This is a genomic window from Pseudomonas sp. VEM90 (assembly GCF_054611535.1).
Genome location: NZ_JBTRAR010000010.1, coordinates 42,492 through 58,570, shown reverse-complemented (window position 1 = coordinate 58,570; position 16,079 = coordinate 42,492). Strand labels below are relative to the sequence as shown.

Below are 16,079 nucleotides of genomic sequence, written 5' to 3'. Positions count from 1 at the left end.
CCGACCCTGGCGCATTTTTCATGTATGATATGCGCCCTTCCAAAAGCCTGACTGTCCGAGAACACCCCATGCAGCTTTCTTCGCTCACTGCGGTTTCCCCTGTAGACGGCCGTTATGCCGGCAAAACCCAGGCCTTGCGCCCCATTTTCAGCGAATTCGGCCTGATCCGTTTCCGCGCCCTGGTCGAAGTGCGCTGGCTGCAGCGCCTGGCCGCCCACCCGCAAATCGGCGAAGTGCCGGCGTTCTCCGCCGAAGCCAACGCCCTGCTGGACAGCCTGGCCAACGATTTCAAGCTGGAGCACGCCGAGCGCGTCAAGGAAATCGAGCGCACCACCAACCACGACGTCAAGGCCATTGAATACCTCCTCAAGGAGCAGGCCGCCAAGCTGCCTGAGCTGGCCAAGGTCAGCGAGTTCATCCACTTCGCCTGCACCAGCGAGGACATCAACAACCTGTCCCACGCCCTGATGCTGCGCGCCGGCCGTGACGAAGTGCTGCTGCCGCTGATGCGCCAGGTCGCCGACGCCATCCGCGCCCTGGCCCACGCCCACGCCGAAGTGCCAATGCTGTCGCGCACCCACGGTCAGCCGGCTTCGCCGACCACCCTGGGTAAAGAACTGGCCAACGTCGTGTATCGCCTGGAGCGCCAGATCGCCCAGGTTGCCGCCGTACCGCTGCTGGGCAAGATCAACGGCGCCGTGGGCAACTACAACGCCCACCTGTCGGCCTACTCGCAGATCGACTGGGAAGAGAACGCCCGCGCCTTCATCGAAGACGAACTGGGCCTGCAGTTCAACCCGTACACCACCCAGATCGAGCCGCACGACTACATCGCCGAGCTGTTCGACGCCATCGCCCGCTTCAACACCATCCTGATCGACTTCGACCGTGATGTGTGGGGCTACATTTCGCTGGGTTACTTCAAGCAGAAGACCGTCGCCGGCGAAATCGGTTCGTCGACCATGCCGCACAAGGTCAACCCGATCGACTTCGAAAACTCCGAAGGCAACCTGGGCATCGCCAACGCGCTGTTCCAGCACCTGGCCAGCAAGCTGCCGATCTCGCGCTGGCAGCGTGACCTGACCGACTCCACCGTGCTGCGCAACCTGGGCGTGGGCTTTGCCCACAGCGTCATCGCCTTCGAGGCCAGCCTGAAAGGCATCGGCAAGCTGGAAGTCAACGAAGCTCGCATCGCCGCCGACCTGGACGCCTGCTGGGAAGTGCTGGCCGAGCCGATCCAGACCGTGATGCGCCGCTTCAACATCGAAAACCCTTACGAGAAGCTCAAAGAGCTGACCCGTGGCAAGGGCATCACCCCAGAAGCGCTGCTGACCTTCATCGACGGCCTGGACATGCCAGCCGAAGCCAAGGCCGAGCTCAAGCAGCTGACCCCCGCTACCTACATCGGTAACGCGGCAGCCCAGGCCAAACGCATCTAAGCTGAGCGTCGCGTACAACGCCCGGCCTGGCCGGGCGTTTTTATTCCCGTACGAAAATTACGTTTTTTCAATAGGTTGAACATGAATCCTGATACTCCACTGCAGCTGCTCGGCGGCATCTCGGCCCGCGAATTCATGCGCGACTACTGGCAGAAGAAGCCGCTGCTGGTGCGCCAGGCCTTCCCGGACTTCATCAGCCCGATCGACCCCGACGAACTCGCCGGCCTGGCCCTTGAAGATGAAGTCGAGTCGCGTATCGTGCTGGAGCACGGCGCGCACCCGTGGGAGCTCCGCCGCGGCCCGTTCGGCGAAGACACTTTCGCCGAACTGCCGGAAAAAGACTGGACTCTGCTGGTACAGGCCGTTGACCAGTTCGTTCCGGAAGTGGCCGAACTGCTGGAAAACTTCCGCTTCCTGCCCAGCTGGCGTATCGATGACGTGATGATCAGCTTCGCCGCCCCGGGTGGCAGCGTCGGCCCGCACTTCGACAACTATGATGTGTTCCTGCTGCAAGGTCACGGCCAGCGCAACTGGAAGATCGGCCAGATGTGCAGCAGTGACAGCCCGCTGCTGGAGCACGCCGACCTGCGTATCCTGGCCGAGTTCGAGCAGAGCGGCGAGTGGACCCTGGAGCCTGGCGACATGCTCTACCTGCCACCGCGCCTGGCCCACTACGGCGTGGCCGTGGACGACTGCCTGACCTACTCGGTAGGCTTCCGCGCACCGAGCGCTGCCGAAGTGCTGACCCATTTCACCGACTTCCTCGGCCAGTTCCTGCCCGACGAAGAGCGCTACAGCGACGCCGACGCCCAGCCGGTCAGCGACCCGCACCAGATCCAGCACGATGCCCTCGACCGCCTCAAGGCGCTGCTCGACAAGCACATGGGCGACAAGGACCTGCTGCTGACCTGGTTCGGCCAGTTCATGACCGAGCCACGCTACCCCGAACAGATCGTTGGCGAAGAGCTGAGCGAGGAAGAGCTGATCAATGCCCTTGAGCAAGGCGCCATCCTGATCCGCAACCCCAGCGCACGCCTGGCCTGGTCCGAATTCGAAGATGACCTGCTGCTGTTCGCCAGCGGCCGTAGTTGCCCACTGCCCGGCAAACTGCGCGAGCTGCTGAAGCTGGTATGCGCGGCCGACGCCTTGCACATCGATAACCTGGCCGAGTGGCTGCAGGACGAAGATGGCCTTATGCTGGTACAGCAGCTGGTCAAACAAGGGAGCCTGGGTTTCGCCAATGAATAAGATCAGCGTTCGCCTCGCCGATTGGCACAAAGACAACGCCGACATCCGCCGTATCCGTGAAGCCGTGTTCGTCGCCGAGCAGCACATTCCGCCAGAGCTGGAGTTCGACTCGGAAGATCAGGACGCCCTGCACTTCCTGGCCCTGGAAGGCGACTATCCGATCGGTACTGCGCGCCTGCTGGCCGACGGCACCATCGGGCGCATCTCGGTGCTCAAGGACTGGCGTGGCCTGAAGGTGGGCGATGCGTTGGTCAATGCGGTCATCGTCGAAGCGCAGAACCGCGACCTGAAACAACAGATGCTCAGCGCCCAGGTACACGCCACGCCGTTCTATGAGCGGCTGGGCTTTCGCGTAGTCAGCGAGGAATTCCTCGAAGCTGGCATCCCGCATGTCGACATGGTGCGCGACTCGCGCGCCTGATCCATAACCTGCACTGGCCGCTTCGCGGACAAGCCCGCTCCTGCATGGGAATACGATTCATGTGGGAGCGGGCTTGCCCGCGAAGAGGCCGGCACAGGTAAAGACACTTCTCCTGACAAAAACCTGTACATCCATCCAGATAAAACTTGCCTCTGCGCCCCCGCTTGCGCATCCTATGGCCCACCACCCCGATGAAGCGTCCCGGCCATGCGCCTGTTCCTCTGTGAAAAACCCTCCCAGGCAAAAGACATCGCCAAAGTGCTCGGCGCCAACCGCAAAGGCGACGGCTGCTGGCAAGGCACCGACATCTGCGTCACCTGGTGCATCGGCCACCTGCTGGAAACCGCACCGCCCGACAGCTACGACGAACGTTACAAGCGCTGGAACCTGGCCGACCTGCCGATCATTCCAGACAAATGGAAGATGCTGGTAAAGCCCAAGACCGCCAGCCAGTTCAAGGCGGTCAAGCGCCTGCTCGGTGAAGCGCGGGAACTGGTGATTGCCACCGACGCCGACCGCGAAGGCGAAATGATTGCCCGCGAGCTGGTCGAGCATTGCCGCTACCGGGGCCCGGTGCAGCGCCTGTGGCTGTCGGCGCTGGATGACGCCTCCATCCGCAAGGCCCTGGCGCGCCTGCTGCCAGGCCACGAGACGTTCAACCTGTACCACTCGGCGCTGGGGCGCTCGCGCGCCGACTGGCTGATCGGCATGAACATGAGCCGGCTGTTCACCTTGCTGGGCCGCCAATCCGGCTACCAGGGTGTGCTGCCGGTAGGCCGCGTGCAAACGCCGACCTTGCGCCTGGTGGTCGACCGCGATCGCAGCATCGCCGACTTCGTGCCGGTGCCGTTCTGGGCCATCGAGGTGCAACTGGAACACGCCGGCCAACGCTTCAATGCCCAATGGCGCGCCCCCGAAGACGCCTGCGATGACCAAGGCCGCTGCCTGAAGCAAGGCCTGGCACAGCAGGCCGCCACCGACATCGGCCATGCCGGCACTGCCCGAGCGGTAAAGGTAGCGACCGAGCGTGTGCGCGAAGCAGCACCGCTGCCCTTCGACCTTGGCACCCTGCAGGAGCTGTGCTCGAAAAAGTTCGGCCTCGGCGCCCAGGAAACCCTCGACATTGCCCAGGCACTGTACGAAACCCACAAACTGATCACCTACCCGCGCAGCGATTGCGGCTATTTGCCACAAAGCCAGCACGTCGAGGCACCCGCCATCCTCGCCGCCCTGCAACGGGCCGATGCCAGCCTGGCGCCGCTGCAGCCCTACCTGGAGCCGCAACGCCGATCGCGGGCGTGGAACGACGCCAAAGTCAGCGCTCACCATGGCATCATTCCCACCGTCGCCGCCAGCGACCCCTCGCGCCTGCCGGCCAAACACAAGGCCGTGTATACCCTGATCCGCGCCCGCTATCTGGCGCAGTTCCTGCCCAACCATGAATACGACCGCACCCAGGCCGACTTCGACTGCGCAGGTCATGCGCTGCGTGCTGTGGGCAAACAGATCGTCGAGCCGGGCTGGCGCCGCGCCTTGCCCGAAGCGCTGACCCCGGCCAAAGGCCGCGAGGCACCCCCGGCCCAGGTGTTGCCAGCGCTGCGCGAAGGCCAGGACTGCAACGTACACGGCCTGCAGTTGAAAGACCTGTGGACCCAGCCACCCAAGCCGTTTACCGAAGGCGACCTGATCAAAGCGATGAAGAACGTGGCCAAGCTGGTGGATGACCCTCGGCTGAAGCAGAAGCTCAAGGAAACCACCGGCATCGGCACCGAGGCCACCCGCGCCAGCATTATCCAGGGCCTGCTCGACCGCGGTTACCTGGTAAAGAACGGCAAGGCGCTGTCGGCCACACCTGCGGCCTTCAGCCTGATCGACGCCGTTCCCCGCGCGATTGCCGACCCCGGCACCACGGCAATCTGGGAGCAGGCGCTGGACATGGTGCAAAGCGGCGAGATGACCCTGGAAGAGTTCGTCGCCCGGCAGTCTGCGTGGATGGGCAAGCTGGTAGAGCGTTGCAGCGGCATGCGCATGACCATCAGCGGGCCAGCGGCCGGGGCGGCGCCGTCCTGGAAGAAGAAACGTCGCGGTGGAGGTGGCAAAAGCAAAACGGCCGGAAACAAGGCAACTCCGAGCAAGCCACGGCAGCCGCGGAAAAAGGCAACGCCCTGAAATTTCCGCCTTCTCACGTCCGGTCTCTCTGCGCGTGCCCCCTGTAGGAGCGGGTTCACCCGCGAAGAGGCCAGCCCAGGCAACACATTACCAACAGGCGAGCCACAAAACCCGATCGACACATTGGCAACGTGAAATTTAACTGCTAACTTTTCATGAAAATAAACATAATAATTTTCACGGAAGCCCGGCATGTTCAAACAATCCGCCCAGCACGTCGCCAGTTACTATGCCCAGACCTACCCCGCCAACATCCCGTTACGCCCTACCCTGCAAGGCCCCCACGACACCGACGTACTGATCATCGGTGCCGGTTTCAGCGGCCTGCATACTGCCCTGCGCCTGACCCAGGCCGGCAAACGCGTAACGCTGCTGGAAGCCAGCCGGGTTGCCTGGGCGGCCTCCGGTCGCAACGGTGGCCAGGCGCTGTTGGGCTGGTCGTGCGACATGCCGCCGCTGGAGCAGGCCCTTGGCATCGAACGTACCCAACGGCTGTGGGCCAGCATGTGCTGGGCTGCCGACGAGATGCGCGAGCTGCCCCAACGCCACGGTTTCGACATCGACTACCGGCAGGGCAGCCTGTGGACTGCAGTATTGCCACGCCGGGTGAAAATGCTCGAAGAGGCGCTGCATGATGCCGAGCATAAATGGGGTTACGACGCCCTGCGCCTGATCGGCCGTGACGAGTTGCCGCAATGGATCGACAGCCCGCGCTACCAGGCCGCGCTGTACGACGCCAAAGGCGCCCACCTCAACCCACTGAAACTGGCGCAGGGCCTGGCCAGTACCATCGAGGCTGCTGGCGGGCGAATCTACGAACAGAGCCAGGTGCTCAGCTACCAGCAGGCTCGCGACGGCTATGTCGCCCACACCGACCGTGGCGAAGTTCGCTGCCAGGTGTTGGTGCTGGCCTGCAACGCCTACATCGACCGCCTTGACCGCGGCCTGTCGCGCCGCCTGTTGCCCGTCGGTTCCTACCAGGTAGCCACTGCGCCTCTGGATGCCGACTTCGCCCATTCGTTACTACCTCGCAACAGTTGCGTGATCGACAACCAGTTCGTACCCGACTACTTCCGCCTGACCCCGGACCACCGCCTGCTGTTCGGCGGTGGCTGCACTTATCTGGGCGGTATTCCCAAGGACGTCGCCAGCGCCACCCGCCCGTACCTGGAGCGGGTATTCCCGCAACTGGCCGGGGTGGCCATCGACTATGCCTGGGGCGGCCACATCGATTGCAGCATCAAGCGCACCCCGGACGTCGGCCGCGAGGGCCAGCGCTACTGGCTGCAGGGTTTCTCCGGCCATGGCGTTCTGCCGACCCTGGCGGCGGCGCGTGCGGTCAGCGATGCCATTCTCGGCGATGAAGACCTGTTGGCGCTGTACCAAGGCATCGAAAACGGCCGCTTCCCCGGCGGCGACCTGCTGGCTGCGCCATTGGAAGCGGCGGCAAAGGCCTGGTACCGCATGCGCGATCGCGTCTGAAGGGCATGAGTGTGGGCCTCTTCGCGGGTGAACTCGCTCCTGCGCATTCAAAATCCATGAGATCCCTGTAGGAGCGGGTTCACCCGCGAAGAGGCCCGCACAGGCAACACAACTTCCTGATACCCGCCAGAATTCCTCCTATTCTCAATAGCTCCCTTCGCTTCCTGCACTCAGGAGACACGACCATGAGCTATGTAACCACGAAGGACGGCGTACAGATCTTCTACAAGGACTGGGGCCCGCGCGATGCGCCGGTGATCCACTTCCACCACGGCTGGCCGCTCAGTGCCGATGACTGGGACGCGCAGATGCTGTTCTTCCTCGCTGAAGGCTACCGGGTGGTCGCCCACGACCGGCGAGGCCATGGCCGCTCCAGCCAGGTATGGGACGGCCACGACATGGACCACTATGCCGACGATGTAGCCGCCGTGGTCGCCCACCTGGGCACCCAGGGTGCCGTGCATGTCGGCCACTCGACCGGCGGCGGCGAGGTGGTGCGCTACATGGCCCGGTACCCTGAAGACAAGGTGGCCAAGGCCGTGCTGATCGCGGCCGTACCCCCCTTGATGGTACAAACCCCCGGCAACCCCGGTGGCCTGCCCAAGTCGGTATTCGACGGCTTCCAGGCCCAGGTTGCCAGCAACCGAGCGCAGTTCTACCGGGATGTGCCAGCAGGGCCGTTCTACGGCTACAACCGCCCTGGGGTCGAAGCCAGCGAAGGCATCATTGGCAACTGGTGGCGCCAAAGCATGATCGGCAGTGCAAAAGCCCATTACGATGGCATCGTGGCGTTTTCCCAGACCGATTTCACCGAGGACCTGAAGGGCATCAAGCAGCCGGTGCTGGTGATGCACGGCGACGATGACCAGATCGTGCCCTATGAAAACTCCGGGGTATTGTCGGCCAAGCTGCTGCCCAATGGCACGCTGAAAACCTACAAAGGCTACCCACATGGCATGCCGACCACCCATGCCGATGTGATCAATGCGGATTTGCTGGCGTTTATCCGTAGTTGATGTTTTCGCCTGTACCGGCCCTTTCGCGGGTAAACCCGCTCCTACGGGATTGCGCCATCTTCGTAGGAGCGGGCTTGCCCGCGAAAGGGCCGGCACTGGCAACACATATAGAGTGCCTGCATGCAACTGGCAAATATACCAGTTGTACGCATGGCTAAATTATCCGAAGGTAGCATCAATACATTACATTGCCGGCAGGCTGATCATGCAACAGAACCTAAAGCAGCACTTATTCTATAATATCGACCAGTTATCAACAGCAGTTGGCATCAACCAATCTATTACACTGTTTTCAGCCACAGGCACTCCACTCGCGGAGCGCGCTGCCGAAACGCTGTTAACGGCAGTAAATGCGCAGAGTTCCATAACCAACAGCTTACATCGTGACCGCATTCAAAGTCTGACCTACAGCGCTTATGGGCACAGCCACATTGAGCATATCCTGGGATACACCGGGCAACGTTGTGATCGCTTCACGAAACTGTACCTCCTTGGCAACGGCCACCGTGCGTATAGCCCTTATCTCATGCGCTTTTATTCGCCTGACAACCTCAGCCCTTTTGGCAAGGGGGGGCGAAATGCATATGCCTATTGCGAGGGCGACCCAACGAACAATCTGGACCCATCCGGCCAGATGCTGAGGGTAATTTTGGATTTCTTCAAGATAAAACGCGACACCTCGACGCTCTCACCGAACAATGAAAACCCGTACTACAACGATGCTGTCAAGGCTACTGAAACCTTCCCTGCACTGGCCAAATTCCCCAAGTGGTATGATAGCCCACACACCCAAGGAAAACATTTAGAGAAAGCTGCAAACCTAATCAAATACAAAGATACGCTAGAAAATTGGGAGCCTAATAACGATGCCAGGTATCTGCTCAACGATGAGGCGCAAGCAGATAACATAACCACCATTTACATGAAGAAGATCAATAAAACCGCAAAACTCATTGAAAAAGTATATACCCCTCCAGAAGAGGCAGTCGTCATTCATAAGCTACCATCACCCCCTGCGAATTTTTCATTTCAGCCCGAACAATCGAGCGTGAGGGGTCAAACCAAGTGAACTGCCAGAGGTTAAAGCGCAAGGGCAATCTCGCAAACACCTGGCACTGGCAAGCCTAACCGGTGAGTATTACCATCTCAGCCTTCAGAGCGACCGTTGCTCACCTTTTGCCTTTCTCCCTACGCCCAAACCCCATGCCCTTCGAACTCACCGTAGAACCCCTGACCCTGCTGATCCTGGCGCTGGTCGCCTTCGTCGCCGGATTCATCGACGCCATCGCCGGTGGCGGGGGCCTGCTCACCACTCCGGCCCTGCTCACGGCCGGCATGCCACCGCACCTGGTGCTGGGCACCAACAAGCTCAGTTCCACCTTCGGCTCGGCCACCGCAAGTTTCACTTACTACAAACGCAAACTGTTCCATCCGGCGCAGTGGCGCCCGGCATTGTTCGCCACCCTGGCCGGGGCGTTGCTCGGCGCCGTCATCGCCCACTACATGCCAGCTGAATGGCTGAACAAGATGCTGCCGGTGGTCGTCTTCGCCTGTGGCATCTACCTGTTGTTCGGCGGCACGCCCAAGGCACCGCTGGATGCCGATGCGCCAATCAAGAAGAAGTGGCAAGTGCCGCAAGGCTTCACCCTGGGCTTCTACGACGGCGTGGCCGGCCCGGGTACCGGGGCGTTCTGGACCGTCAGTACCCTGCTGCTGTACCCCATCGACCTGGTACGCGCCAGCGGCGTGGCGCGCAGCATGAACTTCGTCAGCAACATCGCGGCGCTGACGGTGTTCATCATTTCCGGGCAGGTGGACTACATCGTTGGCCTATGCATGGGCCTGTCGGTGATGGTCGGCGCCTTTTTCGGCGCACGCACGGCAATCAGCGGTGGCAGCAAGTTCATCCGCCCGGTGTTCATCACCGTGGTGCTGGCGTTGACCGTGCGCTTAGCGTGGCAACACTGGTTCGGGCAACCCTAGGCGCCTGGCTACATACAGGTCGATCAGGTACCGGGCAATGGACCGCCCGGCCGGCAGCGGCGGCAGGTCGTGGACGCTGAACCACTTGGCGTCCTCGATCTCGTCCGGCTGCATGACAATCTCGCCACCGGCGTACTCGGCATGAAAACCGAGCATCATCGAATGCGGAAACGGCCAGCACTGGCTGCCGACGTACTGGATGTTCTGCACCTCCACCGCCACTTCTTCGCGCACTTCGCGCACCAGGCAGTCTTCGGCCGATTCACCCGGTTCGGCAAAACCTGCCAAGGTGCTGTACACCCCGGTGACGAAGCGCGGCGAACGCGCCAGCAGGATTTCATCGCCGCGGGTCACCAGCACGATCATGCTGGGTGAAATGCGCGGATAGCTGCGCAGGTCGCAGGGCTGGCAGTACATCGCCCGCTCCCAGCGAATTTGCGTCATCGCCTGGCCGCAACTGCCGCAGAAGCGATGCTCGCGGGCCCAGGTGCCGATTTGTGCGGCATAGCCCAGCACCTTGTAGGTGTCGAAGTCGCCTTCGAGCATGAACGCACGCAGGCCGCGCCAGCTGCAGCCGGGCACATCGGTGGCGCTGCGCAGTTCCAGCAAAAATACCGGCTGGCCGTCAAAGTGGCCGATGCCGTGTTCGCACAGCACGTCGAGGTCCTGGCGCTTGAGCCAGTCGCGGGGGAACAGCGCGCCGTTGGCGTCCACCAGAAACCCTTCAGGGCTGCGGGCCACGGCCAGCCCCCCGATCATCTGTGGGTCGAGTACTGCGGTAGTCCAGCGTGCTGACATCTCGGGGGTTCCTTTACTGCGCGTCCCCCGGCCCGATCAGTCGGCGAACGTCGGTTTCTGTTTGCTCATGTGCGCCGCCACAGCCACGCGCAGGTCTTCGGACTGCAGCATTGCGGCGTTCCAGGTGGCAATGTAGTCCAGGCCATCGTCGATACGATGGTCACGCATGTAGCTGAGCATTTCCTTGGTGCCGGCCACAGCGATCGGCGATTTTGCGGCAATTTCGCGGGCGATGGCAAAGACGCCGTCCATCAGTGCGGCCTGATCATCATAGACTCGGTTGACCAGGCCGATACGCAGCGCCTCGTCCGCCTCGACATTGCGGCCGGTAAATGCCAGCTCACGCATGATGCCGTCGCCGATGATGCGTGGCAAACGTTGCAATGTGCCGACATCGGCAGCCATGCCCATGTCGATCTCCTTGATCGAGAACTGCGCGTCACTGCTGCAGTAGCGCATGTCGCACGCCGAGATGAGGTCGATGGCGCCGCCGATGCAATAGCCCTGAACCGCCGCCAGTACCGGCTTGCGGCACGTGTCTACAGCGGTGAACGAGGCCTGCAGCCGCTGGATGGTCTTGCGCAGGAAGCGTGCATTACGGCCCACGTCCTTGCCCATCTGCCCGGCCAGCGAAGCCAGCATCATCAGGTCGATACCGGCGGAGAAATGCTTGCCGGCACCGCTGATCACCACAGCACGCACGGCATCGGTGTCATCGATCCACTGGAAGATGTCGATGATCTCTTCCCAGAAAGCCGCGTTCATCGCGTTGACCTTCTCCGGGCGATTGATCTGAACGTGGGCGATGCTGTCGGTCAGTTCGACCTTGAATGCACTGTACTCGGTCACGGGCGGCACTCCTGTGGGTGAAAGGCTCATGGCAGCGATGGTAACCCAGCCCAATGGCCGTACTTGTGCCAAAAACGGGACTGTGCGCCTTGCCTAAGACGCGCAGATCCGGCACCGTGCGCCATCGCTGAATTATAAGGATACATATTTATGTCACGCCCCCTGACCGGCGCAATCGCCCACGGTTTTCTGGGCAAGTCGCCGATTTGGTACAAGGTGGTCATCTGCCTGTTTCTGGTGCTCAACCCGCTGTTGTTGGTAACCATTGGCCCGGTTGCGACCGGCTGGGCACTGGTGCTCGAATTCATCTTCACCTTGGCTATGGCCCTGAAGTGCTACCCGTTGATGCCCGGTGGCTTGTTGCTGATCGAAGCCATGCTGTTGCAGATGACCACGCCCCAGGCGCTGTACGAGGAACTGCAGCACAACTTCCCGGTCATCCTGCTGCTGATGTTCATGGTCGCCGGCATCCACTTCATGAAGGAACTGCTGCTGTTCCTGTTCTCACGCATTTTGCTTGGGGTGCGCTCAAAAGCCATTCTGTCGTTGCTGTTTTGCGTGCTGTCGGCGTTCCTTTCCGCGTTTCTCGATGCACTCACCGTCACGGCGGTGATCATCAGCGCTGCGGTCGGCTTCTACGCGGTGTACCACCGCGTCGCGTCCGGGGCCAATCCGCGCGAGGAGAGCGCACTGGAGAGCGACCAGCAAGTCGCTCACCTGCACCGTGAAGACCTCGACCAGTTCCGCGCCTTCCTGCGCAGCCTGCTGATGCATGGCGCTGTGGGTACCGCCCTGGGCGGCGTTTGCACGTTGGTGGGCGAACCGCAGAACCTGCTGATCGGCCACGAGATGAGTTGGCACTTCGTCGATTTCTTCTTCAAGGTGGCGCCCGTATCGCTGCCAGTGCTGGGTGCCGGTCTGGTGACCTGCGTACTGCTGGAAAAGGTGCGCCTTTTCGGCTACGGCACGTTGATGCCCGAACCGGTGCGCCAGGTGCTGACCGCCTATGCGGTCGAAGACGATGCCGCGCGTACCCAGGCCCAGCGCATCGCGCTGTGGGTACAAGGGCTCGCTGCACTGATCCTGATCATCTGCCTGGGGCTGCATGTGGCCGAGGTCGGCCTGATCGGTCTGATGGTGATCGTGCTGATCACGGCCTTCACTGGCATCACCGACGAGCACCGCCTGGGCCGTGCCTTCCAGGAGGCCCTGCCATTCACGTCGCTGTTGGTGGTGTTCTTCGCCGTGGTCGCGATGATTCATCAGCAGCAACTGTTCAACCCATTGATCAACTGGGTGCTGACGCTGCCGGCCGAACAGCAACCGGGCATGCTGTATCTGGCCAACGGCTTGCTGTCGGCGATCAGCGACAATGTGTTCGTTGCCACCATCTACATCACCGAAGTGAAGCAGGCATTTCTCGATGGCAGCATGAGCCGCGAGCATTTCGAAACACTGGCAGTGGCCATCAACACCGGCACCAACCTGCCAAGCGTGGCGACGCCGAACGGGCAGGCGGCGTTCCTGTTCCTGTTGACCTCGGCCATTGCGCCGCTGATCCGGCTGTCGTATGGGCGGATGGTGTGGATGGCGCTGCCCTATACCGTGGTGATGGGCGGGTTGGGTTGGTGGGCGGTGACGTACTGGCTGTGAGGCAGGCCTGTGCGGACCCGTGCGGGCCCTTTCGCGGGTAAACCCGCTCCTGCACGGGTTTCACCGCAGGCAAAACCACCTACAACTTTTTCCCCGCACAGGCGTCGAAACACAGGTACGCCCCATCCGCTCCAAGGAGGTCACCCATGGTGCTGCGCACTACACTGCTGTTTTCCTGCATGACCCTGGCCCTGCTCGGCTGCGCCGGCAACGATCACCCGGCACCGCCGCGTACCCAGCAGGTGGACCTGCAACGCTATCAGGGTACCTGGTACGAACTGGCGCGGCTGCCGATGTTCTTCCAGCGCAACTGTGTGAAGTCCGAGGCGCGCTACGGCTTGCGCGAGGACGGCCGTATCGATGTAACCAACCGCTGCCAGGAAAAGGACGGCCGGTGGAATGAAGCCAAGGGTATTGCCGAGCTCCAGCAGCCAGGCAGCACCGACAAGCTGTGGGTGCGCTTCGACAACTGGTTCAGCCGCCTGGCGCCAGGCCTGACCAAGGGCGAGTACTGGGTGCTGTACCACGACAAGGACTACCGCGTGGCACTGGTCGGCCACCCCAACCGGGAGTACCTGTGGCTGCTTTCGCGCACGCCAGCAGTCACCGACCAGCAGCGCGAGCAACTGCTGACGATCGCCCGGGAGCAAGGTTATGACACCAGCAAGCTCATCTGGCGACAGGGTAACTAGCAGGCCGTCGACGGCGGGCGGCAATCCGGCTAAGGTGTGCGCCCCGTATCACCTTGGCCGCTTCTGGCCTGAAACAGGAGCCTGAGCATGGACCTGCTGTTCCTCGGCACCTCCGCCGGGGTGCCCACCAAGGCACGTAATGTCAGCGCCACTGCCGTGATCGAAGCCAGTGGCAGCCACTGGTATCTGGTCGATTGTGGCGAAGGCACCCAGCACCGGCTGCTACACACCCCGCTTTCAATCCGCGACCTGCGCGCGATCTTCATCACCCACGTGCATGGTGACCATTGCTTCGGCCTGCCCGGCCTGTTGGCCAGCGCGGGCATGAGCGGGCGCACCCAGCCGCTGGAAGTGATCCTGCCCGCCGCACTGCACGACTGGGTACGCCAGGGCCTGCTTGCCAGCGATACCTTCCTGCCGTTCGAGCTGCGCCTGTTGCCCGTGGAAACGTTGAGCACATGGCGCAGCGAGACCCTGCAGGTAACCACCGTGCAACTGTCGCACCGGGTGCCCAGCGTGGGTTTCGTATTCACCGAAACCAACCCTGAGCCACGCCTGGACATCCAGCGTCTGGACGCCGAGGGCATACCGCGTGGTCCGCTGTGGGGTGAGCTGGCCAAGGGGTTGACCGTGAAGTACAACCGGCAACTACTGAACGGCAACGACTACCTGCGGCCTTCGCGTCCGCCACAGCGGGTGATCGTGTGCGGGGACAACGACAAACCAGAACTGCTGGCAGCCGTCGCCAGGGGTGCGGATGTACTGGTGCACGAAGCCACCTTCACCCAGGCGGTCGTCGAACGCACCGGGGGCACGTTCGGCCACAGCACCGCCGCTGAAGTGGCACGCTTTGCCGAGGCCGCTGGCGTGCGCAACCTGGTACTGACGCATTTCAGCGCCCGCTACCAGAACGACCCACGGCGCAGCCCGCACATCGACAACCTGCGCGACGAGGCCCTCGCCCATTACAGCGGGCAGTTGACCCTGGCGCAGGACCTGCAGCGCTATCACCTTGGCCGTAACGGCCGTCTTGAGGCCAGTGGTTAGGCCGCCAGTCGCCCGCTGGCAATTGCCTCCGACGCCGCCAGCATCGCCCGTAACAACACCGCGCAGCCTGCCGCCAGGTCATCAGGCGTGGCGTTCTCGATTTCGTTATGGCTGATGCCGTTTTCGCACGGCACGAAAATCATCCCCGCCGGCCCCAGCTCGGCCAAGAAGATGGCGTCATGCCCCGCGCCACTGACGATGTCCATGTGCGGCAGGCCCAATGCCTTGGCCGATTCGCGCACGGCGTCGACACAGCCTTTGTCGAAGTAAAGTGCCGGGAAGTCGGCCGTGGGCACCAGCTCATGGTTCAGACCATGCTTGGTACAGGTCGCCTCGATCACCTCGCGCACATCGGCAATCATCGCATTCAACTGCTCGCCCTCGAGGTGGCGGAAGTCCAGGGTCATGCGCACTTCGCCCGGGATCACGTTACGCGACCCCGGGTACGCCTGAAGGCAGCCCACCGTGCCACACGCGTGCGGCTGGTGGGCAAGCGCCGTGCGGTTGACCGCCTCCACCACAGCGGCTGCCCCTACCAGGGCGTCCTTGCGCAGGTGCATGGGCGTAGGGCCGGCATGGGCTTCAACACCCCGCAGGGTCAGGTCGAACCACTTCTGGCCCAGGGCGCCGAGGACCACGCCGATGGTCTTGGCCTGGTCCTCAAGGATAGGCCCCTGCTCGATATGCGCCTCGAAATACGCCCCCACAGGGTGCCCCGACACTGCACGCGGACCGGCGTAACCAATGGCGTTCAACGCTTCGCCAACGCTGACACCCTGGGCATCGCGCTTGGCCAGGGTTTCTTCCAGGGTGAACTTGCTGGCGAACACCCCTGAACCCATCATGCACGGCGCAAAACGCGAACCTTCTTCGTTGGTCCACACCACCACTTCGAGCGGCGCTTCGGTTTCCACGCCCAGGTCGTTGAGGGTGCGGATCACCTCCAGCCCGGCCATCACCCCGAAGCAGCCATCGAACTTGCCGCCGGTGGGCTGGGTGTCGATATGACTGCCGGTCATCACCGGCGGCAGCTTGGGGTTACGGCCCGGGCGGCGGGCGAATATGTTGCCGACGGCGTCGATGCTGACCGAGCAACCGGCCGCCTCGCACCACTGCACGAACAGATCGCGGGCCTGGCGGTCGAGGTCGGTCAAGGCCAGGCGGCAGACGCCGCCCTTGGCGGTGGCGCCGAGCCGGGCCAGGTCCATCAGCGATTGCCACAGGCGGGTACTGTCGACGTGATGGGCGTTGGTCTTCAGGATCTCTTTGACGGGGGTCACGG

Annotated in this window: 14 protein-coding genes; 11 read left to right on the top strand and 3 right to left on the bottom strand. The window is 62.5% G+C overall.

Annotation, left to right across the window (positions count from 1 at the left end; genetic code table 11):
- Nucleotides 1-68: 68 nt before the first annotated feature.
- The 8 genes from purB to ACYCCG_RS11675 all read left to right on the top strand — a co-directional run bounded on the left by purB (nucleotide 69) and on the right by ACYCCG_RS11675 (nucleotide 9,758).
- Nucleotides 69-1,439 (top strand): adenylosuccinate lyase, encoded by a 1,371-nt coding sequence (gene purB, locus ACYCCG_RS11710; RefSeq protein WP_003251234.1) that lies wholly within the window; start codon nucleotides 69-71, stop codon nucleotides 1,437-1,439.
- Nucleotides 1,440-1,520: 81 nt separating this feature from the next.
- On the top strand, nucleotides 1,521-2,687 hold the full coding sequence (locus ACYCCG_RS11705; RefSeq protein WP_176682271.1) for a ribosomal protein uL16 3-hydroxylase: 1,167 nt from the start codon (nucleotides 1,521-1,523) through the stop codon (nucleotides 2,685-2,687).
- Complete coding sequence (locus tag ACYCCG_RS11700) at nucleotides 2,680-3,108, top strand: GNAT family N-acetyltransferase (protein ID WP_003251237.1); 429 nt, start codon at nucleotides 2,680-2,682, stop codon at nucleotides 3,106-3,108. The genes ACYCCG_RS11705 and ACYCCG_RS11700 overlap by 8 nt, the downstream gene beginning before the upstream one ends.
- A gap of 207 nt (nucleotides 3,109-3,315) precedes the next feature.
- Nucleotides 3,316-5,277, top strand: coding sequence for a DNA topoisomerase III (locus ACYCCG_RS11695; protein WP_209967045.1), 1,962 nt, complete (start codon nucleotides 3,316-3,318; stop codon nucleotides 5,275-5,277).
- 192 nt (nucleotides 5,278-5,469) lie between these two features.
- Complete coding sequence (locus tag ACYCCG_RS11690) at nucleotides 5,470-6,759, top strand: NAD(P)/FAD-dependent oxidoreductase (protein ID WP_459670501.1); 1,290 nt, start codon at nucleotides 5,470-5,472, stop codon at nucleotides 6,757-6,759.
- A 185-nt stretch (nucleotides 6,760-6,944) separates the two neighbouring features.
- Nucleotides 6,945-7,775 (top strand): alpha/beta fold hydrolase, encoded by an 831-nt coding sequence (locus tag ACYCCG_RS11685; RefSeq protein ID WP_459670500.1) that lies wholly within the window; start codon nucleotides 6,945-6,947, stop codon nucleotides 7,773-7,775.
- 205 nt (nucleotides 7,776-7,980) lie between these two features.
- Nucleotides 7,981-8,844, top strand: coding sequence for an RHS repeat-associated core domain-containing protein (locus ACYCCG_RS11680; RefSeq protein ID WP_459670498.1), 864 nt, complete (start codon nucleotides 7,981-7,983; stop codon nucleotides 8,842-8,844).
- 134 nt (nucleotides 8,845-8,978) lie between these two features.
- Complete coding sequence (locus ACYCCG_RS11675) at nucleotides 8,979-9,758, top strand: TSUP family transporter (protein WP_176682265.1); 780 nt, start codon at nucleotides 8,979-8,981, stop codon at nucleotides 9,756-9,758.
- Here the strand turns inward: ACYCCG_RS11675 and nudC are convergent.
- Together nudC and ACYCCG_RS11665 are read right to left on the bottom strand one after the other, a co-directional pair.
- On the bottom strand, nucleotides 9,726-10,556 hold the full coding sequence (gene nudC, locus ACYCCG_RS11670; RefSeq protein WP_176682264.1) for an NAD(+) diphosphatase: 831 nt from the start codon (nucleotides 10,554-10,556) through the stop codon (nucleotides 9,726-9,728). The two genes, ACYCCG_RS11675 and nudC, sit on opposite strands and share 33 nt — an antisense overlap.
- 36 nt (nucleotides 10,557-10,592) lie before the next feature.
- Entirely contained in the window at nucleotides 10,593-11,405 is an 813-nt protein-coding gene (locus ACYCCG_RS11665) for a crotonase/enoyl-CoA hydratase family protein (protein WP_339535134.1), read from the bottom strand.
- A gap of 150 nt (nucleotides 11,406-11,555) precedes the next feature.
- On the opposite strand from ACYCCG_RS11665, the gene nhaB reads away from it, so the two are divergent.
- The 3 genes from nhaB (at nucleotide 11,556) to ACYCCG_RS11650 (ending at nucleotide 14,797) form a co-directional block, all read left to right on the top strand.
- Nucleotides 11,556-13,058, top strand: coding sequence for a sodium/proton antiporter NhaB (gene nhaB / locus ACYCCG_RS11660; RefSeq protein ID WP_176682262.1), 1,503 nt, complete (start codon nucleotides 11,556-11,558; stop codon nucleotides 13,056-13,058).
- A gap of 146 nt (nucleotides 13,059-13,204) precedes the next feature.
- Entirely contained in the window at nucleotides 13,205-13,750 is a 546-nt protein-coding gene (locus ACYCCG_RS11655) for a lipocalin family protein (RefSeq protein ID WP_459670493.1), read from the top strand.
- 87 nt (nucleotides 13,751-13,837) lie between these two features.
- On the top strand, nucleotides 13,838-14,797 hold the full coding sequence (locus ACYCCG_RS11650) for a ribonuclease Z (RefSeq protein WP_176682260.1): 960 nt from the start codon (nucleotides 13,838-13,840) through the stop codon (nucleotides 14,795-14,797).
- Here ACYCCG_RS11650 and ACYCCG_RS11645 read toward each other — a convergent pair.
- The gene (locus ACYCCG_RS11645) at nucleotides 14,794-16,077 is read right to left on the bottom strand and encodes a Zn-dependent hydrolase (RefSeq protein WP_209967059.1); all 1,284 of its coding nucleotides are present in this window, start codon (nucleotides 16,075-16,077) and stop codon (nucleotides 14,794-14,796) included. The two genes, ACYCCG_RS11650 and ACYCCG_RS11645, sit on opposite strands and share 4 nt — an antisense overlap.
- Nucleotides 16,078-16,079: the final 2 nt, after the last annotated feature.

What these genes read in the sequence shown, in the direction of transcription:
- purB (WP_003251234.1), top strand. Translation starts at nt 69, where the DNA reads ATGCAGCTTTCTTCGCTCACTGCGGTTTCCCCTGTAGACGGCCGTTAT.
- ACYCCG_RS11705 (WP_176682271.1), top strand. Translation starts at nt 1,521, where the DNA reads ATGAATCCTGATACTCCACTGCAGCTGCTCGGCGGCATCTCGGCCCGC.
- ACYCCG_RS11700 (WP_003251237.1), top strand. Translation starts at nt 2,680, where the DNA reads ATGAATAAGATCAGCGTTCGCCTCGCCGATTGGCACAAAGACAACGCC.
- ACYCCG_RS11695 (WP_209967045.1), top strand. Translation starts at nt 3,316, where the DNA reads ATGCGCCTGTTCCTCTGTGAAAAACCCTCCCAGGCAAAAGACATCGCC.
- ACYCCG_RS11690 (WP_459670501.1), top strand. Translation starts at nt 5,470, where the DNA reads ATGTTCAAACAATCCGCCCAGCACGTCGCCAGTTACTATGCCCAGACC.
- ACYCCG_RS11685 (WP_459670500.1), top strand. Translation starts at nt 6,945, where the DNA reads ATGAGCTATGTAACCACGAAGGACGGCGTACAGATCTTCTACAAGGAC.
- ACYCCG_RS11680 (WP_459670498.1), top strand. Translation starts at nt 7,981, where the DNA reads ATGCAACAGAACCTAAAGCAGCACTTATTCTATAATATCGACCAGTTA.
- ACYCCG_RS11675 (WP_176682265.1), top strand. Translation starts at nt 8,979, where the DNA reads ATGCCCTTCGAACTCACCGTAGAACCCCTGACCCTGCTGATCCTGGCG.
- nudC (WP_176682264.1), bottom strand. Translation starts at nt 10,556, where the DNA reads ATGTCAGCACGCTGGACTACCGCAGTACTCGACCCACAGATGATCGGG.
- nhaB (WP_176682262.1), top strand. Translation starts at nt 11,556, where the DNA reads ATGTCACGCCCCCTGACCGGCGCAATCGCCCACGGTTTTCTGGGCAAG.
- ACYCCG_RS11655 (WP_459670493.1), top strand. Translation starts at nt 13,205, where the DNA reads ATGGTGCTGCGCACTACACTGCTGTTTTCCTGCATGACCCTGGCCCTG.
- ACYCCG_RS11650 (WP_176682260.1), top strand. Translation starts at nt 13,838, where the DNA reads ATGGACCTGCTGTTCCTCGGCACCTCCGCCGGGGTGCCCACCAAGGCA.